Origin of the sequence: Cellulosimicrobium sp. SJTW-1 (assembly GCF_047716875.1) — a bacterium.
In the GTDB taxonomy this organism is placed as follows: Bacteria; Actinomycetota; Actinomycetes; order Actinomycetales; family Cellulomonadaceae; genus Cellulosimicrobium; species Cellulosimicrobium funkei.
Genome location: NZ_CP136680.1, coordinates 4,035,982 through 4,060,503, shown reverse-complemented (window position 1 = coordinate 4,060,503; position 24,522 = coordinate 4,035,982). Strand labels below are relative to the sequence as shown.

The following is a 24,522-nucleotide window of genomic DNA, read 5'->3' as shown; positions in this document are numbered from 1 at the left end:
CGGGCATGGACACCGAGGAGCGACTGGCCGTCTTCATCGACTACGAGAACCTCGCGCTCGGGGCGCGCGAGCACCTGGGCGGCATGACGTTCGACTTCGGCCCGATCGCCGACGCGCTCGCCGTGCGCGGGCGCGTCGTCGTGCGGCGGGCGTACGCGGACTGGTCGTACTTCGACGAGGACCGCCGCTCGCTCACGCGCCACCAGGTCGAGCTCATCGAGATGCCCCAGCGCATGGGGGCGTCCCGCAAGAACGCCGCCGACATCAAGATGGTCGTCGACGCGATCGAGATGGCGTTCGAGCGCGACTACATCTCGACGTTCGTCATGTGCACGGGGGACAGCGACTTCTCCCCGCTCGTCCACAAGCTGCGTGAGCTGAACAAGCGCGTCATCGGCGTGGGCGTCGAGAAGTCGACGTCCCGCCTCCTGCCGCCCGCGTGCGACGAGTTCCTCTTCTACGACCGGCTCGAGGGTGTCGACGTCCCCGACGAGCCGGAGCCCCGCTCGGTCCGCGGTGGGCGCGCCGGGGCGACGTCGGGCGGCGCGAAGGCGAAGCGCACCGGCGGACGCACGTCCGGGCGCCGCAAGGCGACCGAGATCGCCGAGCCGGAGGTCGAGACCCCGGCCGCGGCGGCGCTCGCGGAGCTGGGCGAGGCCGTCGGGCGCTCGTCGCGCCGGGGCGAGCCCGTCGTGACCGAGAACGCCGAGGTCGACGGCGAGACGACGCCCGTCGAGCAGCCGACCGACGAGCCCGCGCTCGTCGCGACGACTCCGGAGGCCGACGACGACGCGCCGTCGGGCGAGGACGTCCCGATGGAGGTGCGCGTCGCGCAGACGCTGGCCGACCTCGAGGCGTCCACGAGCGGTCCGGTCACCGCGTCGGTGCTCAAGCGCACGCTGCTGCGCAAGGACCCGACGTTCAGCGAGGCGGACTACGGGTTCCGCAACTTCGGCGAGTTCCTGCGGTTCCTCGCCGACCGGAGCTTCGTGGAGCTCGCGCCCGGCCCCGCGACGGGCGACCCGGAGGTGTCGCTGCCCGCGCAGGGCGACACGGACCAGGCGTTCGCGCTCGTGCGCGACGTGGTCCGCGAGGAGGGCGGCTCGACGGTCCTGTCCGGGCTGAAGAACGCGATCCGCAAGAAGCGCCCCGACTTCAGCGAGAAGGCGCTCGGCTACCGCGGGTTCCTGCAGTTCTGCAAGGCGGCGCAGGCCGCCGGCGCCGTCGACCTCGCCTGGGACGACGACGCCGACGACTACCGCGTGACGGTCGCCTGACGCTCACTCGGCCGTGGCGCCGGGCGCCGGGGACCACCCCGGCGCCCGGCGCGGCGCCCGCTCCCGCGTGGCGCGTCGCGGTCAGCGACCGACGAAGGCGAGCAGCGCCTCGTTGACCTCGGCCGCGTGCGTGACGAGCAGGCCGTGGGGAGCACCCTCGACCTCGACGTACTCGGCGTCCGGCACGAGCTGGCGGAAACGGCGCCCGGTCGCGTCGATCGGGAGGATGTTGTCCTTCGTGCCGTGCAGGATCAGCGTCGGCTTGCCGGCCGCGCGGACGGCCTCGACGTCGGCGCGGAAGTCCTCGATCCAGGTCGGCACGACCGCGTACGCGGCGACGGGCGCGGAGCCGATCGCGGTGATCCAGCTCGCGTGCACGGCGTCCTCGCTGATGCGGGTCCCGAGGTTCTCGTCGAGGTTGTAGAAGTCCTTGTAGAACTGCGTGTACCAGGCGTAGCGGTCGGAGCGCGCGGCCTCGACGATGCCGTCGAACACGGACTGCGGGACGCCCTCCGGGTTGTCGTCGCGCTGGACGAGGAAGGGCTCGAGCGAGGCGAGGAACGCGAGCTTGGCGACGCGCTCGTGGCCGTGGTTCTTCACGTAGCGGGCGAGCTCGCCGGTGCCCATGGAGAAGCCGACGAGGATCACGTCGCGCAGGTCGAGGGTCTCCAGGACGGTGTCGAGGTCGGCCGCGAACGTGTCGTAGTCGTAGCCGCTGCCGACCTTGCTCGACGCGCCGAACCCGCGGCGGTCGTACGTGATGACGCGGTGGCCGGCGTCGAGCAGCTCGCGCTTCTGCAGCTCCCAGCTGTGGCCGTCGAGGGGGTAGCCGTGGATGAGGACGACCGGCTGCCCGGCGCCCTGGTCCTCGTAGTAGAGCTCGATGTCGGTGGAGTTCTCCTGCCCGACGGTGATGTACCCCATGGTCGTGCCCCTTTCGCGAGGTCGGGAGAACGGTCGTTCTCTCGTTGGTCGCTACACTAGAGAACGATGGTTCTCCGCGCAAGCGGTACGACGTGAACAGGAGATGAGCGATGCTCGACGACGCGAGCGCCCGCGCGGCCGTGGTGGCCGCGGCCGACCGGCTGTTCTACGCCCAGGGCGTGCAGGCCGTCGGTATGGACGCCGTCCGTGCGGAGGCCGGGGTGTCGCTCAAGCGCATCTACTCGCTCTTCCCGTCCAAGGACGACCTCGTCGTGGCGGTGCTGCGCCAGCGCACCCGGCGGTGGGACGACGGGATCGCCCAGGCCGCCGCGGGGGTCGCCACGCCCCGGGAGCGGCTGCTCGCCGTGTTCGACTTCCTCGACGCGTGGTTCCGCGAGGACGGCTTCCGCGGCTGCGCGTTCATCAACTCGTTCGGCGAGCTCGGCGCGACGTCGCCCGGGGTCGCCGCCGCGGTGCGCGAGCACAAGGAGTCGTTCCAGCAGTACGCGCGCGACGTCGTGCGCGAGGCAGGTCTGCCCGACGACGTCGCGCTCCAGGTCGTGCTGCTCGCCGAGGGGGCGCAGACGACGGCGGCCATCACGCAGGACCTCGACGTCGCGCGCCAGGCGCGCCGGGCGGCCGAGGCGATCCTCGACGCGGCGGTCCCCGCGACCGCCTGACGCCCCGGGCGCTTCCACCGGCGCCGGGCGCCGGGCCCCGTGCGCGAGGTCGGGGGGAGAGAAGATGGGAGCGATCCCACGACACGCCGAGAGAGCGCTTGCTCGGCGTGTTCGCGCCGCCGTAGGGTCGCGGACGGAGGGCCGAGGAACGGCCCCCGCCCGGTGCAGAGTCGCGCCGAGAGCATGTCCCGCACCGTGGCGAGACGCAGGCGGCACCGCCGCCGGACCTGGAGGAACGATGGACCTCGCACGTCACCGCTCCCTGACCCCGCCCCGCACCCCGACCGGGCGCCGACCACGCGCCCGGCGGCGCCTCGCGAGCGCGCTCGTCGCCGCGCTCACGGCCGCCGCGGCAGCGCTCGCCGTCACCGTGCCCGCGACGTCGGCCGCCGCCGCACCCGGCGACCTCCTGTGGTCCGACGAGTTCGACGGCGCGGCGGGCTCGGCGCCGAACCCCGCCGTCTGGAACCACGAGACCGGCGCGCACGGGTGGGGCAACGCCGAGCTCCAGAACTACACGGCCTCGCGCGCCAACTCCGCGCTCGACGGCCAGGGCAACCTCGTCATCACCGCGCGCCGCGAGGGCGACGGGTCGTACACGTCGGCGCGCATGACGACCCAGGGGAAGTACCAGCCGCAGTACGGGCGCATCGAGGCGCGCATCCAGATCCCGCGGGGCCAGGGGATCTGGCCGGCGTTCTGGATGCTCGGCGGGAGCTTCCCCGGGACGCCGTGGCCGTCGTCGGGCGAGATCGACATCATGGAGAACGTCGGGTTCGAGCCGCACCGCGTGCACGGCACGGTGCACGGCCCGGGGTACTCCGGCGGCTCCGGCATCACGGGCATGTACCAGCACCCGCAGGGCTGGTCGTTCGCGGACACGTTCCACACGTTCGCGGTCGACTGGAAGCCGGGGGAGATCACGTGGTTCGTCGACGGCCAGCAGTTCCACCGCGTCACGCGCGCGAGCGTCGGCGCGAACGCCTGGGTGTTCGACCAGCCGTTCTTCCTCATCCTCAACGTCGCGGTCGGCGGGCAGTGGCCGGGCTACCCCGACGGCACGACCCAGCTCCCGCAGCAGATGAAGGTCGACTACGTGCGCGTCTACGACAACGGCTCGGGCTCGTCGAACCCGGGGAACCCCGGCACCGGCCTGCCCACGGGGACCGGCGCGGTGCGTGCCGCGAACGGCATGTGCATCGACGTCCCGTGGGCGGACCCGACCGACGGCAACCCGGTGCAGATCGTCACGTGCAGCGGCAACGCCGCGCAGACCTGGACGCGCGGCTCCGACGGGACCGTCCGCGCGCTCGGCAAGTGCCTCGACGTGCGCGACGGCTCGACGACGCGCGGCGCCGCCGTGCAGGTGTGGACGTGCAACGGGACCGGCGCGCAGAAGTGGGCGTACGACGCGGGGAGCAAGGCGCTGCGCAACCCGCAGTCCGGGCTCTGCCTCGACGCCACGGGCGGCGCGCCCCTGCACGACGGCCAGCGGCTGCAGACCTGGACGTGCAACGGCACCACCGCCCAGCAGTGGACGCTCTGACACCCGGCTGATCCGGCGACCGCGGCGACCGGCCGCGTGGGCGGGGCACCCCGGGGTGCGTCACCCGCGCGCGGTCGCCGCGTCGTCGGGCGGGTCGACGCGCGGGCCCGGCTCGCCCTGCTCGCCCGGTCCGGGCGGGCGGCCGCCCGGCTCGCGCGGCCCGAGCCTGCTCGCGACCATCGGCAGCACGATCACCGACAGCACGCCCGCGCCGACGAGCGCCGCCCCGACCTGCGACGTCATGGCGCCCTGCTCGACCGCGATCTCCGTGAGCGCGACGAGCAGCGGCAGCGCGGTCGCCGCGTAGAGCGCGGTCTGGACGCGCTCGACCGACGGCAGCTCGCGCCGGAACCACAGGAGCACCGGGCCGCCCCGCACGACCACCATGAGCGCGAAGAACGTCAGCGGCAGCAGCGGGGACGCGACGATGGAGTCGATGTCCAGGCCCATGCCGGAGCTCACGAAGAACACCGGCACGAACACGCCCCACGCGACCGCGTCGAGCTTCTTCTCCAGCGCCTCGACGTCGCCGGGCGCCCAGCGTCGCAGCACCATGCCGCCGACGAACGCGCCCAGCACCGCGTCGAACCCGAGGCCCGCGGCGAGCGCGAGCAGCACGACGAGCAGCAGCACCGTGAGGCGCAGCGTGCTCTGGCCGGTCCCGTGCTCCGCCGCGCTGAAGAGGCGGTCGCCGCCGAGGGCCTTGAGGCGCCCCAGCCGACCCGGCAGCGCGGACAGCGCGACCGCGACGACCGCGAACAGGACGAGCAGGATCGCCGCGACCCCGCTCTCGCGCGTCCCGAGCAGCACGGCCATGGCGACGATCGGGCCGAGCTCGCCCACCGCCCCGACCACGAGCACCGCGCGGCCGAGCCGCGAGCCGAGCTGACCGCCGTCGCGCAGGATGGGGAGCACCACGCCGAGCGCCGTCGTCGTGAGCGCGATCGCCCCCGCCGCGACGGCGTGCGGCGAGTCGTGGCCCACGATCGCGAGGACGAGCACGGCGCCGACGACGAGCGACGTCAGCCACGCCGCTCCGGCCCGCCGACCGACGCGCTCGCGCAGGAGGCTCGGCTCGAGCTCGTACCCGGCCAGGAGGAAGAGGAAGCCCATGCCGAGGTCCGAGAGGAGCGTGACGTCGTCGGGCGTGGCGAGGTCGAGCGCGGACGGCCCGACGAGGATGCCGCCCAGCAGCAGCACGACGACCTGCGGGACGCGCGACCGCACGGGCATGAGGCCCGTGAGCAGCGGCGCCACCAGGGCGACGACGAACACCGGCACGAGCGGGGCGTAGACGTTCACGGACGGCTCCCGGTGGTCGGCGGCGGCGAGCACCAGGATGGCGCAGCGGCCGAGGTCGCGCGCGGGAAGCGGCGGGCGCATCTTGACGGCGGTCGCGGCCCGGCCTAGCGTCGGCCGGGCCGCGTGACGCGCGGCACCTGGATCGGCAGACAGGACCACTGAGCCGGCGCACCGTGGCGCCGGAGCCGCGCCCCGGTGAGCGACGAGCCACCAGGAGGCACCATGACCAGCACCGACGCAGCGACCAGGACGTGGGTCCGCGACCCGCTCGGCGTGTTCACCGCCGACGACTCCCCGGGCGCCCCGGACGCGCGCGGCGGCCTCGTCGTCGAGGGCGGGGTGATCGTCGAGCTCGTCGCGGACGGCGCGCAGCCGTCCGCTCCCGTCCACGAGACGTTCGACGCGTCGCAGCACGTGCTCACGCCGGGCCTGATCAACACGCACCACCACTTCTACCAGACGCTCACGCGGGCCTGGGGGCCGGTCGCCGACGCCCCGCTCTTCCCCTGGCTGCAGCGCCTCTACCCGGTCTGGGCGCGCCTCACGCCGCGCGACCACGAGCTCGCGACGACCGTCGCCCTCGCCGAGCTCCTGCTCTCCGGCTGCACGACGGCGGCCGACCACCACTACGTCTTCCCCGCCGGTCTCGACGACGCGATCGACCTCCAGGTCGCGGCGGTCCGACGGCTCGGGATGCGCGCGACCCTCACGCGCGGCTCCATGACGCTCGGCCAGGACGACGGCGGCCTGCCGCCGCAGTCGGTCGTCCAGGACCTCGACACGATCCTCGCGGACTCGCGGCGGCTCGTGGACACGTACCACGAGCGGGGCGCCGGGGCGCAGGTGCAGATCGCGTTCGCGCCCTGCTCGCCGTTCTCCGTGACGACCGACGCGATGCGCGAGAGCGCCGCGCTCGCGGAGGAGCTCGACGTCCGCCTGCACACGCACCTCGCCGAGACGGTCGACGAGGAGGACTTCTGCCGCGAGCGCTTCGGGATGCGCACGGTCGACTACCTGGAGTCCGTCGGCTGGCTCACGGACCGCGCCTGGCTCGGCCACGGCATCCACCTCGACGACGACGAGGTGCGCCGCCTCGGGGCGGCGGGGACCGGCGTCGCGCACTGCCCGACGTCGAACATGCGCCTCGCGTCCGGCATCGCCCGGGCAGCGGAGCTGGAGGACGCGGGCGCGCCGGTCGGTCTCGGGGTCGACGGCTCGGCGTCGAACGACGCCTCGACGATGATCCTCGAGGCGCGCCAGGCGCTCTACCTCCAGCGCCTCCGGTACGGCGCCGACATCCCCGTGACGCGTGCGCTCGGCTGGGGCACTCGGGGCTCGGCGCGCGTGCTGGGGCGGGACGACGTCGGCGTGCTCGCGGTGGGCAAGCAGGCCGACCTCGCGCTGTGGCGGCTCGACGAGCTGCGCTTCTCGGGCGCCCACGACCCGGTCGCCGCGCTCCTGCTGTGCGGCGCCGACCGCGCGGACCGCGTCATGGTGGGCGGCGCGTGGCGCGTCGTCGACGGCGCGATCCCCGGGCTCGACCTCGGCGCCCTGGCGGCCGAGCACTCGGCGGCGGCCCGGCGCCTCGTCGCGGGGTGAGCCGCGGCCGGCGGGGACGGATCGGGCCGACGCCCGGGCGTCCCCGCCGGCTCAGAGCTCGCGGTAGTAGTGGACGACGGGCAGGGCGGTGAAGCCGCTCGACTCGTACAGGGCGCGCGCGGCGCCGTGGCCCGGGTCGCCGCCGGTCCAGACGTTGGCGTAGGCGCACCCGGCGTCGCGCATGAGCGCGAGGGCGGCCTCCACGAGCCGGCGGCCGATGCCGTCGCCCTGCACGTCGGGGTCGACGGCGATGATCTCCAGGTCGGCGGTGCGGGCGCCCTCCGGCGCGGGCTCGCCGAGCACCGTGGTGGCGAACCCGACGACCCGGCCGTCGCGCTCCGCGACGACCGTCGTCGCGGGGTGCTTCTCGCACGCGCCCCGCACCTCCGCCGCCTGGCTGCGGCGCCAGTCGGGGTAGGCGAGGTCGTAGAGGCGCTCCCCGAGGATCTCGCGCCAGGAGGCGAACGCGTCCTCCCACGCGCGCAGCGACAGCGCGACGACCGCGTCGAGGTCGGCGGGGCGGTAGGGCCGCAGGGTCGTGGTCACCGGTGGAGCGTAGGGAGGACGCGCGACGTGGTGCCAGCGCTTTGCCGCGTCGCGCGGGCGGCGTCACGGGTGACGTCGGGCGGGCGATGTCGGACGGTCGCGACCGTCCCCGCTGGCCACGCACGAGTTGGAGGGCGGGACTTGACACAGGTCACACGAGGCGTTCGAATAGTGGAAGTAGTTTTCCGCCAAGCGGAACGATAGCTGACGAGGAGGTCCGCTATGAATGCGCGAGCCACGAGGGCCACGGACGGCGCCGAACGGCGTCCGGTACGCCCCGAGGACGAGCGGCTGCCCATCGGGTCGACGTTCGGGTACGGGTTCCAGCACGTGCTCACGATGTACGGCGGCATCATCGCCCCGCCGCTCATCGTGGGGAGCGCCGCGGGCCTGACCGGCGCCGAGATCGGGATGCTCGTCGCGGCGTCCCTCTTCATCGGCGGCCTCGCGACGATCCTGCAGACGGTGGGCATCCCCTTCTTCGGGTCCCAGCTGCCGCTGGTCCAGGGCGTGTCCTTCGCGGGCGTGTCCACGATGGTCGCGATCGTCAACGGCGGCGGAGGGATCCCGGGCGTCCTGGGCGCGGTGCTCGTCGCCTCCGTGATCGGCCTGCTCATCACGCCCTTCTTCGCGCAGATCATCCGGTTCTTCCCACCCGTGGTGACGGGCGTCGTCATCACGACGATCGGGCTCACGCTCATGCCCGTCGCGGCCAACTGGGCGATGGGCGGCAACGCGAGCGCGCCCGACTACGGCTCGGTGAGCAACATCGGCCTCGCCGCGCTGACGTTCGCGATCGTCATCCTGCTGTCCAAGGTCGGCAGCGGCACGATCTCGCGCCTGTCGATCCTCATCGCGATCGTCGTCGGGACGCTCATCGCCCTCGCGCTCGGCAAGGCCGACTTCTCCGGCGTGGGCGACGGCTCCGTCGCCGCGTTCCCGTCGTTCCTCGGCTTCGGGGCGCCGACGTTCGAGATCGCCGCGATCATCTCCATGCTCATCGTCATCCTCGTGACCCTCACCGAGACGACGGCCGACATCATCGCCGTCGGCGAGATCGTCGGCACCAAGGTGAACCGCAAGCGCATCGCGGACGGCCTCCGGGCCGACATGGCGTCGTCCATCGTGTCGCCGTTCTTCGGCTCCTTCACGCAGTCGGCGTTCGCGCAGAACGTCGGCCTCGTGGCCATCACGGGCGTGAAGTCGCGGTTCGTCGTGGGGGCGGGCGGCGCGATCCTCGTGATCCTCGGCCTGCTGCCGGTCCTCGGCCGCGTCGTCGCCGCGGTGCCGACGCCGGTCCTCGGCGGTGCGGGCGTCGTCCTGTTCGGCTCGGTCGCGGCGTCGGGCATCCGCACGCTCGCCAAGGTCGACTACTCGCGCCCGATGAACCTCATCATCGTGGCGGCGTCGATCTCGTTCGGCATGATCCCCATCGCCAAGCCCGACTTCTACGACCAGTTCCCCACCTGGTTCGGGATCATCTTCCACTCGGGCATCAGCTCGGCCGCGGTCATGGCGATCCTGCTCAACCTGCTCTTCAACCACCTGAAGTTCGGCACGCCGCCCGACCCGTCGGTGTTCGCCGCCGGGGCGGAGCACGGTGCGAACGCCGTGGACGACGAGGACCTCGACGACCTCCAGGACGACGGCGTCCTCAACGGCTCGACGCGCCGACCGGTCGCCGTCGACGCCTCGGCGCCGACGCCCGACGCCCCGGCACCGGACGGCGACGGACGGCAGACCGGCACCGCCGCCGGAGCGGGCGAGCGCGCCGAAGACCCGGCCGCACCGGGCGACGGCACCGCCGCGCCGCGCCAGCACGCCGTCGCCCCGCTCCCGCGGACCGCGACCCCGTAGCGACGGCACAGCGTCGTGCCCGACGCCGCCCCGCACCCCGAGCGTCCCTCACGCCGGGTGCGGGGCGTCGTCGCGCCCGGGCCGTGTAGCGTCGTGGGTCGGCGTCGAGCACGGCGTCCCGACCCCGACCGCAGGACCGCACCATGAGCACCCCCACGCCCGAACGCCCGGCACCGTCCGCGAGCGGGGCCCCGGCCGAGACCCGGCCGTCGACGACCGACCCGACCGGCGACCCGACCGTCGACCGCGGCGCCGACCCGAGCGCCGACCCTGGCGCCGACCACCTGGGCAGCGGGCTGCGCACGCGGCACCTGACGATGATGGGCCTCGGCTCCGCGATCGGCGCCGGGCTGTTCCTCGGCTCCGGCGTCGGGATCGCCACCGCCGGCCCGGCCGTGCTCGTGTCGTACGCGATCGCGGGCGTCGTCGTCATCCTCGTGATGCGGATGCTCGCCGAGATGGCGAGCGCGCGCCCCGCGAGCGGGTCGTTCTCCGTCTACGCGGAGGAGGCGCTCGGGCCGTGGGCCGGGTTCCTGCTCGGCTGGCTGTACTGGTTCATGCTCGTCATGGTGCTCGGCGCCGAGATCACCGGGGCCGCGCGCATCGTCACCGGCTGGTACCCCGACGTGCCGCAGTGGGGCGTCGCGCTCGCCGTGGTCGTCGTGTTCGCCGTGATCAACCTGTGGGGCGTGCGGCAGTTCGGCGAGCTCGAGTTCTGGTTCGCGTTCGTCAAGGTCGCGGCGATCGTCGGGTTCCTCGTCGTCGGCGTGCTGCTCGTGCTCGGCCTGCTGCCCGGGACGGAGCCCGTCGGCACGTCGAACCTGCTCGGCCAGGGCGGCTTCGCCCCGGAGGGATGGGGCGGCATCGCAGCGGGGCTGCTCGTCGTCGTCTTCGCGTTCGGCGGCATCGAGATCGTCACGATCGCCGCGGCCGAGGCGCGCGAGCCGCGCACGGCCGTCGCGCGGGCGACGCGCAGCATCGTGTGGCGGATCCTCGTGTTCTACCTGGGCTCGGTCGCGATCATGGTGCTCGTGCTCCCGTGGGACTCGCCCCTGCTCGCCGAGAGCCCGTTCGTCGCGGTGCTCGACCTCGCCGGGCTGCCGGGCGCGGCCCGCGTCATGGAGGTCGTCGTCGTGGTCGCGCTGCTCTCGGCGTTCAACGCGAACGTCTACGGCACGTCGCGCATGGCGTACTCGCTGGCGGGGCGGGGCGACGGTCCGCGCGCGCTGCGGCGCGTGTCGCGGCGCGACGTCCCCTGGGTGTCGGTGCTCGTCTCCGTGTTCTTCGCGCTCGTCGCGGTCGGGCTGAACTGGCTCCTGCCGGAGGCGCTGCTGGGCATCCTGCTCAACGCCGTGGGCGCCGCGCTGCTCGTCGTGTGGGTCCTCGTCGCGGTCTCGCAGCTGCGGCTCCGCCGCCGGATCGAGTCGCAGGCCCGCGCGTCGGGCGAGCCGATGACGCTGCGCATGTGGGGCTTCCCGTGGCTCACGTGGGCGGTGCTCGTGGGTCTCGCGGCGCTCGCCGTCCTCATGCTGACCGACGCCGCCGCGCGCGCCCAGCTCGTGTCCACCGCGGGTCTCGTGGCCGTGATCCTCGGCGTGTACCTCGTCACCCGGCGGGGCCGGACGCGGCGCGGTGCGGCGGCGGGGGCGCGCGCCGACGGGTGAGCCGTCGTCCACGGCGTGCACGGACGTGCGCCCCGGACGGTGCACAATGAACGGATGACCTATCGCGTCCTGAGGCTCATCCTGTCGCTGCTCGCCTACGTGCTGCTGCGGCCCCAGGTGACAGGACGCAACAACATCCCCCGCCACGGTGCGGTGATCCTCGCGAGCAACCACCTGTCGTTCATCGACTCGCTGCTCATCCCGATCGTCGCGCCGCGGCACGTGACGTTCCTCGCCAAGGCCGAGTACTTCACGGGCCGCGGGATCAAGGGCCGCCTGTCGCGGTGGTTCTTCACGACGATCGGCATGATCCCCGTCCAGCGCGACGACCCGCGCGCCGGGCAGCGCTCGCTCGAGGACGCGCTCGAGGTGCTCCAGCGCGGCGGCGCGTTCGGGATCTACCCCGAGGGCACGCGCTCGCGCGACGGCAAGCTGCACCCGGGCCGCACGGGCGTCGCGTGGCTCGCGCTCGCCGGGCACGCGCCCGTCGTCCCCGTCGCCGTGCGCGGCACGGACAAGGTCCAGCCGGTCGGCAAGCGGATCCCGCGCCTGCACCGCGTCGAGGTGCACTTCGGCAAGCCCATCGACCCGCAGCGCCAGATCACGGCCGGGACCAAGCCGGCGCAGGCGCGGCGCGAGCTCACGGACGAGGTCATGGCGTCGATCCACCGCATGAGCGGCCAGGACCTCGCGGCCTGACGGCGGTCAGCCGCCGATCGAGCTCAGCCCGAACGCCGTCGCGAACCCGAGCACCGTGACGAGCCCGGTGACCGGTCCGCCGAACTCCGTCGCCTCGGGGATCATCGTGTCGACGAGCATGGTGAGCAGCGCGCCCGCGGCGAACGCCTGGGTGACCGCCACGACGGCGGGCGACGCGCCGTCGAGCGCGAGGTAGCCGATCCCGGCCGCGAGCGCCGAGACGAGCGTCGTCGACCCCCACAGCACCCACAGCCGCGACGGCTTCGTGCCGGCCTTGAGCAGCCCCGCCGTCGCCGACATCGCCTCCGGCAGGTTGGACACGAAGACGGCGGCGAGGATCGCGACGCTCACCCCGCTGCCCCCGATGAGCGTCGCGCCGAGCACCACGGACTCGGGGATGCCGTCGAGCACGGTGCCGAGCGCGATCGCCGCGCCCCCGGTGCCGCCCGCGGCCTGGACCGACTCCTTCTGCACGCCCGTGGAGCGCTTGCGGCCCTCGCCGCCCATCCGGTCGATGATCCGGTCGCCGACGAAGAACGTCAGCGCCCCGCCCGCGAGACCCGCGAGCAGGACGAGCCCGCTCGCGCGGGTCGACGCGTCCTCCACGAGGTCGTAGGCGACCGCGCTGATGAGCACGCCCGAGCCGAACGCCATGACGAGCCCGACGAGCCGCTGGCCCGGCGGGCGCCAGAAGACGAGCGCGGCCCCGAGGAGCAGCGACGACGCCCCGACGAGGCCCCACCAGAACCCGATCACGCTCCCATTGGACCAGCGGGCGTGCCGGGGCGCGCGGCGTCGCGCACGTCGCGGTTCCCCCGTCGAGGGGATGTGCCGCGCGGGCGGCGCGGTGAGACTGGGGGCCATGACGACCGACGCGCGCCCGCCGCGAGGGTGGGGACGGGTGCTCGCCCCGCTGCGCAGCACGGCCACCGTGCGCGCCGGGGTGCTCCTCGTGGTCGGCGGCGTCGTCGCCGGGGCGTACGTGGTGCTCGTCGCGGGGTTCGTGCAGATGTTCGCGTCCCTCCAGACGCCGCGCGTCGCGACGGTCGTCCTGGCGCTCGTGACGGCGGTCCTCGCGAGCACGCCCCCGTTCCTCGCGCCCGTGCGCACGCTCGAGATCGCGGCGGCGCGGACGTTCCTCGACGTCGACGTGCCGCTCCCCGCGGCCGGTGCCGCCCCGCCGGGCGCGGCGACGCGCTGGCGGGCCGCGGCCTGGTACGCGCTGCACCTGGCCCTCGGTGCCGCGGTCGTGGTGGTGGTGCTGTTCGGGGTCCCGGTCGCGACGCAGCTCGTGCTGTCCGCGACGGGCGTCGAGCCGGTGCTGCTCGCCGACTGGCGACCGTGGGAGGCGCTGCCCGCGTGGACGTGGCTGCTCACCGCGGTGCTCGTGCTGCTCGCCGTCCCGTACGTCGTGGTGCTCGCGCGCGCCGTGCTGCGCCAGGCGGCCCTGCCGCTGCTCGGCCCGGACCAGACGGAGCAGATCGCGGAGCTCGAGGCGGCCGCGGACCGTGCGGCCGAGCGGGGCCGGCTCGCGCGTGAGCTGCACGACTCGGTCGGCCACGCCCTGACCGTCACGACGCTCCAGGCGGCCGCGGCGGCACGCCTGCTGGACTCCGACCCGCCCGCGGCACGTCGTGCGCTCGCCGCGATCGAGGAGACGGGCCGCAGCGCGATGGCGGACCTCGACCACGTGCTCGGCCTCCTGCGCGCGGACGTCCCGGGGGCGCCGCCCCGCGCCCCGGCCCGCACGCTCGCCGACCTCGACGCCCTGCTCGACGACGCGCGCGGCACGGGCGCCGACGTGCGGCTCGCGCGGGGCGGCGCCGCGCTGCCCGACGTCCCGCGCGCCGTGTCGCAGGAGGCGTACCGCGTCGTGCAGGAAGCGCTGACCAACGCGCTGCGCCACGCGCCCGGCGAGCCCGTCGCCGTCGAGGTGGCTCCCGGCCCCGGTGACGCGCTGGTCGTGGAGGTGCGCAACCCGCTCGGGGCGGGGACACGGCGTCGGGCGCCCGACGGCGGCGCGCGCGAGCACCGCGGCCTCGCGGGCATGCGCGAGCGGGCCCACCTGCTGCGCGGGGACGTCGCGGCCGGTCCCGCGCCCGACGGCGGCGCCTGGGTCGTGCGCGCGACGTTCCCGCGCGCGGGGTCGCCGCGATGAGCGCGAGCCCGGGCCGGAGCGGTCCTGTGACGGAGACGGTCCGCGTGGTGCTCGTCGACGACGAGCCGCTCGTGCGCGCGGGGCTGCGCGTCATCCTCGACGCGGAGCCGGACCTGGAGGTCGTCGGCGAGGGGGGAGACGGCGCGGAGGTGCCGGGCGTCGTCGCGCGGGCGCGGCCCGACGTCGTGCTCATGGACGTGCGGATGCCGCGCGTCGACGGGATCGCGGCGACGCGGGCGCTGCTCGCGCGCGACGGCGCACCGCGCGTCCTCGTGCTCACGACCTTCGAGAACGACGACCACGTGCTCGACGCGCTCCGGGCCGGAGCGCACGGGTTCCTGCTCAAGCGCGCTCGCCCGGAGGAGGTCGCGCAGGCGGTGCGCGTCGTCGCGCGCGGCGAGTCGCTGCTCTTTCCCGACGCCGTGCGACGCCTCGCGACGGCGCACCCGCCCACGGGCGACGCGCTGCGGAGCGCGCGCCTCACCGAGCGCGAGGGGGAGGTGCTGCGGCTGGTTGCGCAGGGGCCGTCGAACGCGGAGGTCGCGGCCGAGCTCTACCTCGGCGTCGAGACCGTGCGCACGCACGTGGGCAACGTCCTCGCCAAGCTCGGCGTCCGGGACCGCACGCAGGCCGTGGTGCGCGCCTACGAGTCAGGGTTCGTGCGGGCGGGCTGACGCGCGCGCCGACCGCACCGGTGCGACGATCGCGCCATGGACCTCTCCGTGCTCACCCGCCCCGCCCCGCCCGTGCCGCCCGTCGCGACGGTCGCACGCGTCGCGCTGGGGCTCGCCCTGGTCGGGGCCGGGATCAGCCACCTCACGGTCGCGCGCGAGGAGTTCCAGGCGCAGGTCCCGTCCTGGTTCCCCGTGGACGACGACGTGACGGTGCTCGCGTCGGGCGCCGTCGAGATCGCGCTCGGCGGGTCGCTCGTCGTGCTGTCCCGGTGGCGCGTCGCCGTCGGGCTCGTCGCTGCCGCGTTCTTCGTGGTGATCTTCCCGGGGAACGTCGGGCAGTGGCTCGAGCACCAGGACGGGTTCGGGCTCGACACCGACGCCAAGCGGTTCGGGCGCCTGTTCTTCCAGCCCGTGCTCGTGGCGTGGGCGCTGTGGTCCACGGGCGCCCTCCGGGCGCTGCGTCGGGCGCGCCCGCGCGACTGAGCCCCTGACGCGCCGGCCGGCCGCTGCCGGACCGGTCGCGCCGGAGCGCGGTCACCCGCGCGGGGGAGCGGGCTCGCCGTGCCGGGGGATCCGCCGCCGGGCGGGGTCCGGGAGCGTCGAGGCATGAGCACCTCGACACCGCACCCGCCCCTGTCCGACCGCACGCCGGCACCCGCGCCGTCGGCCGACGACCACCGACCGTCCACCCGCGGCGGACCACCCGCCCGTCCCGGGCGGCCGTCCCGTGGCCGCTGGGTCGCCCCCGCCGCAGCGGCGTGGTGGACCCTCGGCGGCGTCGTCGCGCTCGTCGTCACCCTGACCGGCGGCACGCTCGCGGTCGGCGCCGCGAACGACCTGTCGTTCGGCGCCCTGAGCGGCGTCCCGGGCGCGGCCCTCACGCCCTGGGTCGCGGTCCTCGCGCTCGTCGGCGCGGCCACCGCGCTGCGCGCGTGGCTCGGAGCCCGGCGCGGTCCCGTCGCCCGGACCGACCGCGCGGTGACCGTCGCGGCGACCGCGGTCGTCTCGGCCGGGGTGCTCGCCCTCACCGACGCGTCGATCCTCGCCCGGCTCGGGTACCTTCCGGTCACGCTCGTCATGGCGCCGTTCGACCCCGTGATCCGCGCCGCGTTCGAGGACTTCCTCGGCGCCGGGCCGCTCACGCAGCTCGCGCTCCTCGGCGGCGGCGCCCTGCTCGTCGCCTCGACGTGGCGGTTCGTGCGCCGCGGGGCCGGGGCGTGCGCGTCCTGCGGGCGGCGCCACGACGGGCACGACCCGGCGTGGACCACGCCCGCCGCCGCGGCGCGCTGGGGCCGGACCGCCGCGCTCGTCGCCGCCGCGATCCCCACCTTCTACGCGGTCACGCGCATCGCCTGGGTGCTCGGCATCCCGCTCGGCTTCTCGCCCGACGACGTCGCGCAGCTCGCCGGGGACGACGGCTGGGTCGCGGCGCTCGGGCTGGGCGGCTTCGCGCTCGTCGGCGCGGTGCTCACGCTCGGCCTGTTCCAGCGCTGGGGCGAGGTCTTCCCGCGCTGGACGGTCGGGCTCGCGGGCCGCCGCGTGCCGGTCGGGCTCGCGGTGGTCCCCGCGACGGTCGTCGCGGTCGCGGTGCTCCCCGCGGGGCTCTCGCTCATCGTCCTCGGGTTCGGCGAGAGCCGGCTGGCCCTGACGGCGGACTCGTGGGGCGCCGTCGGGCCGACGCTCCTGTGGCCGGTCTGGTCGCTCGCGCTCGGCGCGGCGACCTACGCCTACTGGCTCCGCCGCCGTGGCGCGTGCCGGGTGTGCGCGCGCGGCTGAGCCGGGCGGCGTTGGCCTGGAGCGCGCACCAGGACCCAGAATCAGGAGCGGGTACCGATCGCGCAGAGAGAGGCTCCGCATGTCCGACACGCTCACGCCGCAGGCCGCCGCCGCCCGAGCAGGCGTCAGCCTCGACATGCTCCGCTACTACGAGCGGGAGGGGCTCATCGGGCCGATCGCCCGGACCGCCGGCGGGCACCGGGCCTACGACGGGGACGACCTGTTCTGGATCGGGCTGGTGACGTGCCTCCGCGACGCCGGGCTGGGCATCTCCGAGCTGCGCGAGTTCACGTCGCTCCTGCGCCGCGAGGGGAGCCCCGCGGACCGCGTCGCGTTCCTCCAGGGCCATCGTCGGGAGCTGCACGAGCGCAGGGCGCGGATCGACCTCGCGCTCGGCGTGCTCGACGAGAAGATCGCGTACTACCGCGAGCAGGCGGGAGAGGCCCCGGGGCCGAGCGTCGAGGGGGAGCCGGCTCCGCCGTCGCGCACCGCTTGACCTGGAGCGCGCTCCAGCATCGAGCATCGGGGCATGACCGCACAGCAGAACGCCCCCCAGATCGTCCTCGGGACCATGGACCACGGCACGCGCGTGGAGCAGACCACCGCGTTCCGGCTGCTCGACCGCTTCGTCGAGGCCGGCGGCCACTGGCTCGACACCGCCAACTGCTACGCCTTCTGGACCGACCCGAGCGGGCTGGGCGGCGCCAGCGAGCGCGTGCTCGGTGCGTGGCTGCGGGCGAACCCGGGGGCGCGCTCGGCCGTCGGGCTCGCGACCAAGGTCCGTCAGGACCCGCTCGTCGCGCACGCGTGGCCCGAGAGCGCGGAGGGGCTCTCCGCGTCCGCCGTCCGGGCCGGGCTCGACGGGAGCCTCGAGCGCCTCGGCGTCGACCACGTCGACCTGCTGTGGGCGCACGCGGAGGACCGCACGGTCGACCTCGGCGAGACCGTCGCCGCGTTCGGGGAGGCGGTGGCCGAGGGGCGTGCCACCCGGATCGGCGCGGCCAACCACGCGTCGTGGCGGGTGCAGCAGGCGCGTGACCTCGCGCGTCGGCAGGGCGTGGCCGCGTGGTCGGCGCTGCAGCTCCGGCACTCCCTCGTGCAGCCCCGCCCGGGCACGACGGTCCCGGAGGCGGGCCACAAGCTCCTGGCCCCGGACGACCTCGACCACGCCCGCACGGAAGGGCTCGACCTGTGGTGCTACACGCCCCTGATGATGGGCGGGTACACCCGCGCGGACCGCCCGTTCTCCGCGGGCTACGCCCACCCCGGGACCGAGCGCGTGCTCCGCGTGCTCGACGAGGTCGCCCGGGAGACCGGCGCGACGCCGAACCAGGTCGTCCTGGCCTGGCTGATGAGCCAGGGGATCTCGCCCATCGTCGGGGCGAGCAGGATCGAGCAGGTCGACGAGGCGATGGCCGCGCGCGACGTCACGCTGTCCCCGAGCCAGCTGGACCGCTTCGCCGACGCCCGCTGACCGCTCACGCTCGCTGACCGCCGCCGCAGACACCCCCGGTGCGGTGACGACTCCGAGCCTGCTCCCCGTCGAGCACGACCTTGTTGTCGGCATCGGCCTGGTGACGACAGCAAGGTCGTGCTCGACGGGGCTGCTGCGGCTCGGCGGGGCTACTGCGGCTCGACCGGGCCGTCCTGGCCGGCCACGAGGTTGCCGCAGCTCGTCTCCTGCGCCGTCGTGACGACCGGGTCGTCGGCGGCGGCGCCCTGCGCGACCGTCTCCTCCTCGCCGTTCGTCGCGACCTTCGCGCCCGTGTCGAGGTCGACGAAGGTGCGCGACACCGTGAAGGTGGAGCCGTCGTCGGGCACGGCGTTCAAGCCCGCGAGGCGCAGCGCGCCGTCGACCTCGGTGCAGCCGACGCCCGTGCCGAAGCCCGTGAAGCCCTTGTCGAACGTGTAGGGCTCGTCCTGCGCGTTCTGCGTCGGCGTCAGGGCGCAGTCGGCGGCCGAGAGCAGCAGGACCTCGCGGCCGGTGTCGACGAGCGCGATCGGCGCGGTCCCGTCGCCCGCCGCGACGAGCTGGACGATCGCGCTCGCGGGCTGCGGGCTCGCCGACTCGACGGGTGCGGAGAACGTGGCGCCGGACGCCGTCGTGATGCCGAACGTGCGGTCCGCGCCGCCGGTGAGCCACGCCGTGTCCGGGCGGCCGTCGCCGTCGACGTCGACGATCTCGTGCGTGCCCGCCCCGGCGGGGACGCCGTCGCCGGTGGCGGGGCACCCCTCGGCGGCGGGGGTCGAGGCGCCGTCGGTGGGCGACGCCGCGTCGGTGGGGGACGGGCTCGCGGGAGCGCTGGTCGACGGCGCGGGCGTCTCGAGGGCGGGGCCGTCGTCGGTCGGGCGGTTGACCAGCCACACGACGAGCGCGATCACCAGCACCGCGACGACCGTGACGACGATCCACGGCCACGTGCGGCGCGTCGGCGCGGGCTCGGGGTCGGGCGTGGGGAAAGGGCCTCCGGGCGTGGTCATGTCCTCAGGCAACCACTCCCGCCGGGGCGCGGCATCCGGAACCGCGGAGGACCGACGGCACCGGTCTCAGCGACGCAGGACCTGGGCGAGCGAGCGGGTGAGCGCGTCGCCGTCGGGCCCGTGCGCCGTCGGGACGCCCCCGACGTCGCCCGGCAGGCTGCCGGGCGCGGGCAGCGGCGAGCCGTGCGCGAGGACCTGCTGTGCGGGCGTCAGCTCGCGGATCGCGACGGCCGCGACGTGGCCCGGGTGGCGTCGCGCGGCGCGCGCGTAGATGTCGGGGTCGTGCTGGCCGTCGTCGCCGATCAGGAGCCAGTCGACGTCGGGCAGCTCGCGGAACAGCCGGTCGAGCGACGTGTCCTTGTGCTCCGGGCCGCTGCGGAACCAGCCCGTGTTCGTGGGGCCCCAGTCGGTGAGCAGCAGCGGGCCGGGCGGGAAGCCGTGGCGCTGGAGGAAGCGTCGCAGGTTGGCGGCGGTGTTCCACGCGCCCGTCGACACGTAGACGAACGGGGTGCCGGGCCGCGACGTCGCGATGCCGCGGTACAGCGCCGCCATGCCCGGCACCGGCACACGGGCGCTCGAGTGCCGCACGAACGTGTTCCACGCCGCGATGAACGGGCGCGGGACGGCGGTCACCATCGCGGTGTCGTCGATGTCCGAGACGACGCCGAGCCGGCGCCCGTCGGCCACGACGAACACCCTGCCGGTCGCCGTCGCGCCCGCCGACGTCCGGAACGAGACGTCGTGCCAGCCCGGCGCGAGGTCGACGTCGATCACCCGGTCGAGGTAGCCGCCGCGGTCGGACACGAGGTCGACCGTCGTGCTGCCCACCCGCACGCGGACCTCCTCGCGCGGGGCCGGGGCGGTGAAGAAGTAGCGCCAGCCGCGGCGGTCCGCGGACTCGCGCTCGTGCAGCGCCGGGTCGAACGCGGGGCTCGCGAGCAGCACCCGGCCCAGCACGCGCACGCGGCGCGGGCTCCCGTAGCCGGCGAACGGCTCGACGCGCGGGCGCCACCCGCGGGCCTTCTGGAAGCGGGAGACGACGGCGCGCCACCGGTCCTCGAGCCGCGCGGCCCGGTGGGGGCGCTGGCTCGGGGTGGGCTCGCTCGTGACGGTCGGTACGGGTGCGGTCTGTGGCATGGCTCGCGGCGCTGTCCTCGGTCGGGGGTGGCGGGTCCAACCCTGTCACAGCCTGCCCACGCGCGCGGGGTGTCGCTCGGGGCGGCGGTCGTCGCTCGGGACGGCGGCCGTCGCCGACGAGCGCGTGCGGGCCCGGCGGGCCGTGCCTAGCGTGGCCGCGTGAGCGACGAGACCTCCCGGAATCCTGCGGACCTGCCCGGCCGTCCCGTGCCCGACGGCGTGAGCGACGCGACCGTCGAGGCGCTCGGTGCCCTGAGCGAGGCGCTCGAGACGACGGAACGCGCGCGCGGGCACCTCTACACGTTCCACCAGCTCACCGGCGAGGCGGACCTCGCCCTCGGCGACGCGGCCGAGAAGCTGCGCGCCGCAGGGCACGCCGAGGTCGCGGACCGCATCGAGACGGACCTCGTGGGCCGCAACGTCGTCCCCGGCCGCTGGACGTTCCAGCTCGTCGAGGAGTACGACGACGGCTACTGGTCGGCGTTCCGCGAGCACGAGCGCGCCGCGCGCGACGAGCTCGCGGGCGGCGCGCGGCACCTCTTCGAGGCCAGGATGAAGCAGGACCGGCGCACGGTGGGCCGCCCCGGTCACGAGGCCGGCCCCGACGACGTGCGGTGAGGTCCCGCCGGTCGGCGCAGGTCCCCTGCTGGCGCCACCGATGAGTCCGGGCGCGCTCGTCGGTCCCAGGGGCAGGACCGACGAGAGGACCGCCATGACCACCGCCGACCAGCCGGCCGCCCGACCCGCCGCCCCCGACGCACCGGAGCGCACCCTCGTCCCCGGCTTCAGCTCTCCCGGCGCAAGCCCCGTCCCGTGGGAGACGGTGCGTGGCGCGCTCGAACGGGCCGAGATCTCGTGGATCTCGACCGTGCGGCCCGACGGGCGCCCGCACGTCACGCCGCTCATGACGGTGGTCGCCGACGGCCGCCTCCACGTGACCACCGGGCCCGACGAGCGCAAGGCCCGCAACCTCGCCGAGAACGCACGCGTCGTCCTCACGACCGGGACGAACGCCTACGAGGACGCGCTCGACGTCGTCGTCGAGGGCACCGCCGCGCGTGTCACCGACGCCGCCGCGCTGCACCGCCTCGCCGAGCGGTGGCGCTGCAAGTACGGCGACGACTGGACGTTCGACGTCGGGGACGGCGTTTTCCTCCACGACGGCGACCCGGCGCTCGTCTTCGCCGTGCGGCCCGAGGTTGTGTTCGCGTACGAGCGCACGTCCGAGCACGCGGCGATGCGGTGGCGGTTCGACGCGAGCGACGGCCGGGCGGTGCACGCCGTCAGTGGCGAGGATCCCGGATCGCCGCGGTGAAGAGCGGCCAGCCGGTGTCGTCGGCGGACACCGAGAAGACGTAGGGCCGGTCCACGCGGAAGGAGATGCTCTCCGCCACGCCAGACGCTGCGTCCTCGGCCACACCGATCTCGGTGACGGCCGCCGCGACGGTGCCCTCGGCGTCGACCTGGAGGAGCGCCTGCTGCCAAGCCTGCGAGACGTAGAGCTTGTCGTCGCTGATGCCGCGGAGGTTCGGCGGCGTGACCGAGTCGAGGAGCCCGCCCAGCCCGGCGGCGGAGAGCGCGGGCCGGAAGTCCAGCGGGTCGTCGGCGGGGACGTCGAGCGTCGGCAGGGTCAGCGCGACCGTCTGCCCGGGTGCCGCGGCCAGCGCCTCCCGCAGCGCGAGGAGCTGCTCCGGCGTGACGGACGCCGGATCGACTCCCTCGGGCGGCAGCACGACGTCGGCGTGGAACCCCTCGACGTACGGCAGCCGGACCGCGCGCCACCCGTCGTCCTCGGCGTACGCCCACGTCTCCGTGAGCCGCAGCGACTCCACGTCCACCGTGTCGCCGCCCCGGAGCGTGAAGGGCGACGGCGCCGTGTCGCTCACGTCGAACGGTGCCTTCCACCGGGCGGCGAACAGGACCGCGTTCTGGAGCACGAGGCGCAGGTAGATGTCGGGCTCGATGGCGCTCTCCTCGATCAGCCCGCCCGTGTGGAACCGGAGCCACTCGCTGAGCGGCACGATGCCCGACGACGTCCCGAGGTCCGTGTGCAGCACCCCGGCGCCGTACCCGGCCGCGAGCGACTCGAGGTAGGGCTCGTGGACCTCGGCCTCGTCGTCGAGCACGATCTGGTTCGCGACGTGCACGAGCGGCTTCTCCGGCAGATCGTCCGCCCGGACCTGCGCCGGGTCGCCGTCGTAGGCCTCGAGCGACGCGAGGAGGGCGTTGACCGCGTCCGTCCGCTCCTGGCCGGACGCGCCGAGCGCGTCGTCGAGAGCGAGCGCTATGTCGCCCCGCGCGCCCTCGGCCAGCATCGAGAGCGCGACCACGGCGCTCGCGGGCGACACCACCACGTTCCCCTCGGGCGGTGCCGCGGCGAGCATCGTCAGGCCGAGCCGTTCGGTCGCGTCGACCACGCGCGGCGTGGCACCGGCGTCGGCCACGCGCACGACGTCCCGCGCGGTGTCGGCGGTGGCGACGGGCAGGCCCGGGTCCGCCGGCGCGCCGCCCGCGCACGCCGTGAGCGCGGCCAGCGCTGCCGTCGTCGCCAGGGCGGTCAGCGTGCGCCGCGGCGGGCTCGGCTCCCGGTGCGGTCCTGCGGTCGTCGTCGTCATCGATCCCCCCGGCCGTCGGGGGCGGCGCGCTCGCCGCCCTCTCTCCGACTGTGTCGGCGGGAGCGCGATCCTTGCGCAGCGGTACCGCTGCGGCTCTGACGCGCTCCGCCCCGGTCAGTCGACCGCGGGCCCGAAGCGCTCGGTCTTGATCCGCGCCGGGTCGTGGCCGAGCGCCACGAGCTGCCGTGCGACGGCCTCGACGAACCCCGTCGGCCCGCACACGAAGCACGCGGGGTCGATCTCGGGCGGCCAGCCCCACGCGGCGAGCTCGCGCCGCTCGACGCGGCCGGGCCCGCGCATCGAGCCGAGCGGGGTCGAACGGGTGTGGACGACGTGGACGTCGAGCCCGTCGTGCGCGGCGGCGAGGCGGCCGAGGTCGTCGACGTAGAGCTCGTCCTCCGGCCGCCGCACCGAGTACACGAGCCGGAACGGCGTGCGGTCGCCGGCGTCGCGCCGGGTGCGGAGCATCGCCATGAGCGGGACGAGGCCCGAGCCGCCGGCCGCGAGCAGCACGGGCGTCCCGGCGTCGCGCTCCGGCGACCAGACGAACCACCCGCCGACCGGCCCGCGCAGCTCGATCGCGTCGCCCACCGCGAACACGTCGGTGAGGTAGGTCGAGACCTCGCCGCCGGGGACCCGCTGGACGGTGACCTCGACGCGCGCGGGGGCGCCGCCGTCGGGCACCGTGCCGTCCCGCGGGACGGCGGGCGGACCGCCCGGGGAGGGGTCGTCGTCGGGCAGGGGGGTGCGCGTCGCGGCGCTGCCGATCGAGTAGCTGCGCTCGGCGGTGTAGCCGTCGGGCGCGGTGAGGCGCAGGTCGACGTGCTGGCCGGCGAGGTGGCCGGGCCACGCGGGGACCTCGAGGACGAGCGTCCGCGCGGACGGGCTCTCGGCCCACGCGTCGACGAGCGTCGCGACCTGCCAGCGCGACGGCGTCGCGTACCGCGCGCCGAGGCGGACGGGCGCCTCAGTCACCCTGGTACCTCTGCTCGCGCCACGGGTCGCCGAGGTCGTGGTAGCCGAGCCGCTCCCAGAAGCCCTGGCGGTCCATGGGCATGAGGGTGATGCTGTTGACCCACTTCGCCGACTTCCAGAAGTACAGGTGCGGCACGAGGAGCCGCGCGGGGCCGCCGTGCACGGGGTGCAGCGGGGCGCCGTCGAACGTGTGCACGACCCACGCCTTGCCGCCGAGCAGCTCGGCGACCGGGAGGTTCGTCGTGTAGCCGCCGTAGCAGCCGATCATCGCGAAGTCGGCCGTGGACTCGACCTCGCCGAGGAGCGTGTCGAGCGAGACGCCGCGCCAGGACGTGCCGAACTTCGACCAGCGGGTGACGCAGTGGATGTCGACGGTCGGCTCGTCCTGGGGGAGCGCCAGGAGCTCGGCCCACGACCAGGATCGGGTCACGCCGGTCTCGGTGGTGACGTCGAAGCGCCAGGTCGCGGTGTCGACGCGCGGTGTGGGCCCTGCCGAGAGCACGGGGAACCCGGTCTCGACGTACTGGCCCGGCGGGAGCGCCACGCCCTGCGGGCGTGGCCGGCCCTGGAAGCCGGGGGTGAGGGTGCTCATGGCTCACGGTAGGCGCGGCC

Annotated in this window: 24 protein-coding genes; 15 read left to right on the top strand and 9 right to left on the bottom strand. The window is 75.2% G+C overall.

The genetic code is table 11. The features are described 5' to 3' along the window. The first annotated feature begins 5 nt into the window (after positions 1-5). On the top strand, positions 6-1,277 hold the full coding sequence (locus tag RSE42_RS18240) for an NYN domain-containing protein (RefSeq protein ID WP_415297475.1): 1,272 nt from the start codon (positions 6-8) through the stop codon (positions 1,275-1,277). Positions 1,278-1,358: 81 nt separating this feature from the next. Here RSE42_RS18240 and RSE42_RS18235 read toward each other — a convergent pair whose 3' ends face one another. Further along, positions 1,359-2,201, bottom strand: a complete 843-nt coding sequence (locus RSE42_RS18235) for an alpha/beta fold hydrolase (protein WP_043654451.1) — start codon at positions 2,199-2,201, stop codon at positions 1,359-1,361. 110 nt (positions 2,202-2,311) lie between these two features. On the opposite strand from RSE42_RS18235, the gene RSE42_RS18230 reads away from it, so the two are divergent. Both RSE42_RS18230 and RSE42_RS18225 read left to right on the top strand, forming a co-directional pair. Beyond that, positions 2,312-2,881, top strand: coding sequence for a TetR/AcrR family transcriptional regulator (locus RSE42_RS18230; RefSeq protein WP_043654454.1), 570 nt, complete (start codon positions 2,312-2,314; stop codon positions 2,879-2,881). Positions 2,882-3,119: 238 nt separating this feature from the next. Next, positions 3,120-4,427: a ricin-type beta-trefoil lectin domain protein gene (locus RSE42_RS18225; RefSeq protein ID WP_391513130.1), complete on the top strand. Its 1,308-nt coding sequence runs from the start codon at positions 3,120-3,122 to the stop codon at positions 4,425-4,427. 60 nt (positions 4,428-4,487) lie between these two features. Here the strand turns inward: RSE42_RS18225 and RSE42_RS18220 are convergent, their stop codons facing one another. After that, positions 4,488-5,810, bottom strand: a complete 1,323-nt coding sequence (locus RSE42_RS18220; RefSeq protein ID WP_415297474.1) for a cation:proton antiporter — start codon at positions 5,808-5,810, stop codon at positions 4,488-4,490. A gap of 141 nt (positions 5,811-5,951) precedes the next feature. On the opposite strand from RSE42_RS18220, the gene RSE42_RS18215 reads away from it, so the two are divergent. Further along, a complete protein-coding gene (locus RSE42_RS18215) occupies positions 5,952-7,328 on the top strand; it encodes an 8-oxoguanine deaminase (protein WP_085387046.1) in 1,377 nt (458 codons plus the stop codon). A 51-nt stretch (positions 7,329-7,379) separates the two neighbouring features. Here RSE42_RS18215 and RSE42_RS18210 read toward each other — a convergent pair whose 3' ends face one another. After that, positions 7,380-7,874, bottom strand: coding sequence for a GNAT family N-acetyltransferase (locus RSE42_RS18210; protein ID WP_085387047.1), 495 nt, complete (start codon positions 7,872-7,874; stop codon positions 7,380-7,382). 222 nt (positions 7,875-8,096) lie between these two features. On the opposite strand from RSE42_RS18210, the gene RSE42_RS18205 reads away from it, so the two are divergent. The 3 genes from RSE42_RS18205 to RSE42_RS18195 all read left to right on the top strand — a co-directional run bounded on the left by RSE42_RS18205 (position 8,097) and on the right by RSE42_RS18195 (position 12,094). After that, the gene (locus RSE42_RS18205) at positions 8,097-9,731 is read left to right on the top strand and encodes a nucleobase:cation symporter-2 family protein (protein WP_415297473.1); all 1,635 of its coding nucleotides are present in this window, start codon (positions 8,097-8,099) and stop codon (positions 9,729-9,731) included. Positions 9,732-9,874: 143 nt separating this feature from the next. Next, complete coding sequence (locus RSE42_RS18200; protein ID WP_415297472.1) at positions 9,875-11,395, top strand: amino acid permease; 1,521 nt, start codon at positions 9,875-9,877, stop codon at positions 11,393-11,395. Positions 11,396-11,449: 54 nt separating this feature from the next. After that, complete coding sequence (locus RSE42_RS18195) at positions 11,450-12,094, top strand: lysophospholipid acyltransferase family protein (RefSeq protein ID WP_061268954.1); 645 nt, start codon at positions 11,450-11,452, stop codon at positions 12,092-12,094. A 6-nt stretch (positions 12,095-12,100) separates the two neighbouring features. On the opposite strand, the gene RSE42_RS18190 is transcribed toward RSE42_RS18195, so the two are convergent. Then, a complete protein-coding gene (locus RSE42_RS18190; protein WP_415297471.1) occupies positions 12,101-12,850 on the bottom strand; it encodes a ZIP family metal transporter in 750 nt (249 codons plus the stop codon). 106 nt (positions 12,851-12,956) lie between these two features. On the opposite strand from RSE42_RS18190, the gene RSE42_RS18185 reads away from it, so the two are divergent. The 6 genes from RSE42_RS18185 (at position 12,957) to RSE42_RS18160 (ending at position 18,176) form a co-directional block, all read left to right on the top strand. Then, positions 12,957-14,252, top strand: coding sequence for a sensor histidine kinase (locus RSE42_RS18185; RefSeq protein WP_415297470.1), 1,296 nt, complete (start codon positions 12,957-12,959; stop codon positions 14,250-14,252). Continuing rightward, entirely contained in the window at positions 14,249-14,926 is a 678-nt protein-coding gene (locus RSE42_RS18180; RefSeq protein WP_415297469.1) for a response regulator, read from the top strand. The genes RSE42_RS18185 and RSE42_RS18180 overlap by 4 nt, the downstream gene beginning before the upstream one ends. Positions 14,927-14,962: 36 nt before the next feature. Continuing rightward, a complete protein-coding gene (locus tag RSE42_RS18175; RefSeq protein ID WP_009864071.1) occupies positions 14,963-15,409 on the top strand; it encodes a MauE/DoxX family redox-associated membrane protein in 447 nt (148 codons plus the stop codon). Between the two features lie 123 nt (positions 15,410-15,532). Beyond that, complete coding sequence (locus RSE42_RS18170) at positions 15,533-16,702, top strand: hypothetical protein (RefSeq protein WP_415297468.1); 1,170 nt, start codon at positions 15,533-15,535, stop codon at positions 16,700-16,702. 79 nt (positions 16,703-16,781) lie between these two features. After that, on the top strand, positions 16,782-17,198 hold the full coding sequence (locus RSE42_RS18165; RefSeq protein WP_415297467.1) for a MerR family transcriptional regulator: 417 nt from the start codon (positions 16,782-16,784) through the stop codon (positions 17,196-17,198). A gap of 33 nt (positions 17,199-17,231) precedes the next feature. Then, the gene (locus tag RSE42_RS18160) at positions 17,232-18,176 is read left to right on the top strand and encodes an aldo/keto reductase (protein WP_228485134.1); all 945 of its coding nucleotides are present in this window, start codon (positions 17,232-17,234) and stop codon (positions 18,174-18,176) included. A gap of 149 nt (positions 18,177-18,325) precedes the next feature. On the opposite strand, the gene RSE42_RS18155 is transcribed toward RSE42_RS18160, so the two are convergent. Continuing rightward, positions 18,326-19,183 carry a hypothetical protein gene (locus RSE42_RS18155; RefSeq protein ID WP_391513112.1) on the bottom strand — a complete coding sequence of 286 codons (858 nt, stop codon included), beginning with the start codon at positions 19,181-19,183 and terminating at the stop codon, positions 18,326-18,328. 66 nt (positions 19,184-19,249) lie between these two features. Continuing rightward, the gene (locus tag RSE42_RS18150) at positions 19,250-20,320 is read right to left on the bottom strand and encodes an App1 family protein (protein WP_085387055.1); all 1,071 of its coding nucleotides are present in this window, start codon (positions 20,318-20,320) and stop codon (positions 19,250-19,252) included. A 159-nt stretch (positions 20,321-20,479) separates the two neighbouring features. On the opposite strand from RSE42_RS18150, the gene RSE42_RS18145 reads away from it, so the two are divergent. Further along, the gene (locus RSE42_RS18145) at positions 20,480-20,938 is read left to right on the top strand and encodes a hypothetical protein (protein ID WP_137281275.1); all 459 of its coding nucleotides are present in this window, start codon (positions 20,480-20,482) and stop codon (positions 20,936-20,938) included. Positions 20,939-21,032: 94 nt separating this feature from the next. After that, a complete protein-coding gene (locus RSE42_RS18140; protein WP_415297466.1) occupies positions 21,033-21,635 on the top strand; it encodes a pyridoxamine 5'-phosphate oxidase family protein in 603 nt (200 codons plus the stop codon). On the opposite strand, the gene RSE42_RS18135 is transcribed toward RSE42_RS18140, so the two are convergent. The 3 genes from RSE42_RS18135 to RSE42_RS18125 all read right to left on the bottom strand — a co-directional run bounded on the left by RSE42_RS18135 (position 21,604) and on the right by RSE42_RS18125 (position 24,502). Then, on the bottom strand, positions 21,604-22,935 hold the full coding sequence (locus RSE42_RS18135; RefSeq protein ID WP_415297465.1) for a serpin family protein: 1,332 nt from the start codon (positions 22,933-22,935) through the stop codon (positions 21,604-21,606). The genes RSE42_RS18140 and RSE42_RS18135 overlap by 32 nt on opposite strands. Before the next feature lie 114 nt (positions 22,936-23,049). Next, complete coding sequence (locus RSE42_RS18130; RefSeq protein ID WP_415297464.1) at positions 23,050-23,910, bottom strand: ferredoxin reductase; 861 nt, start codon at positions 23,908-23,910, stop codon at positions 23,050-23,052. Beyond that, complete coding sequence (locus RSE42_RS18125) at positions 23,903-24,502, bottom strand: molybdopterin-dependent oxidoreductase (RefSeq protein ID WP_043658605.1); 600 nt, start codon at positions 24,500-24,502, stop codon at positions 23,903-23,905. The genes RSE42_RS18130 and RSE42_RS18125 overlap by 8 nt, the downstream gene beginning before the upstream one ends. Positions 24,503-24,522 lie beyond the last annotated feature (20 nt).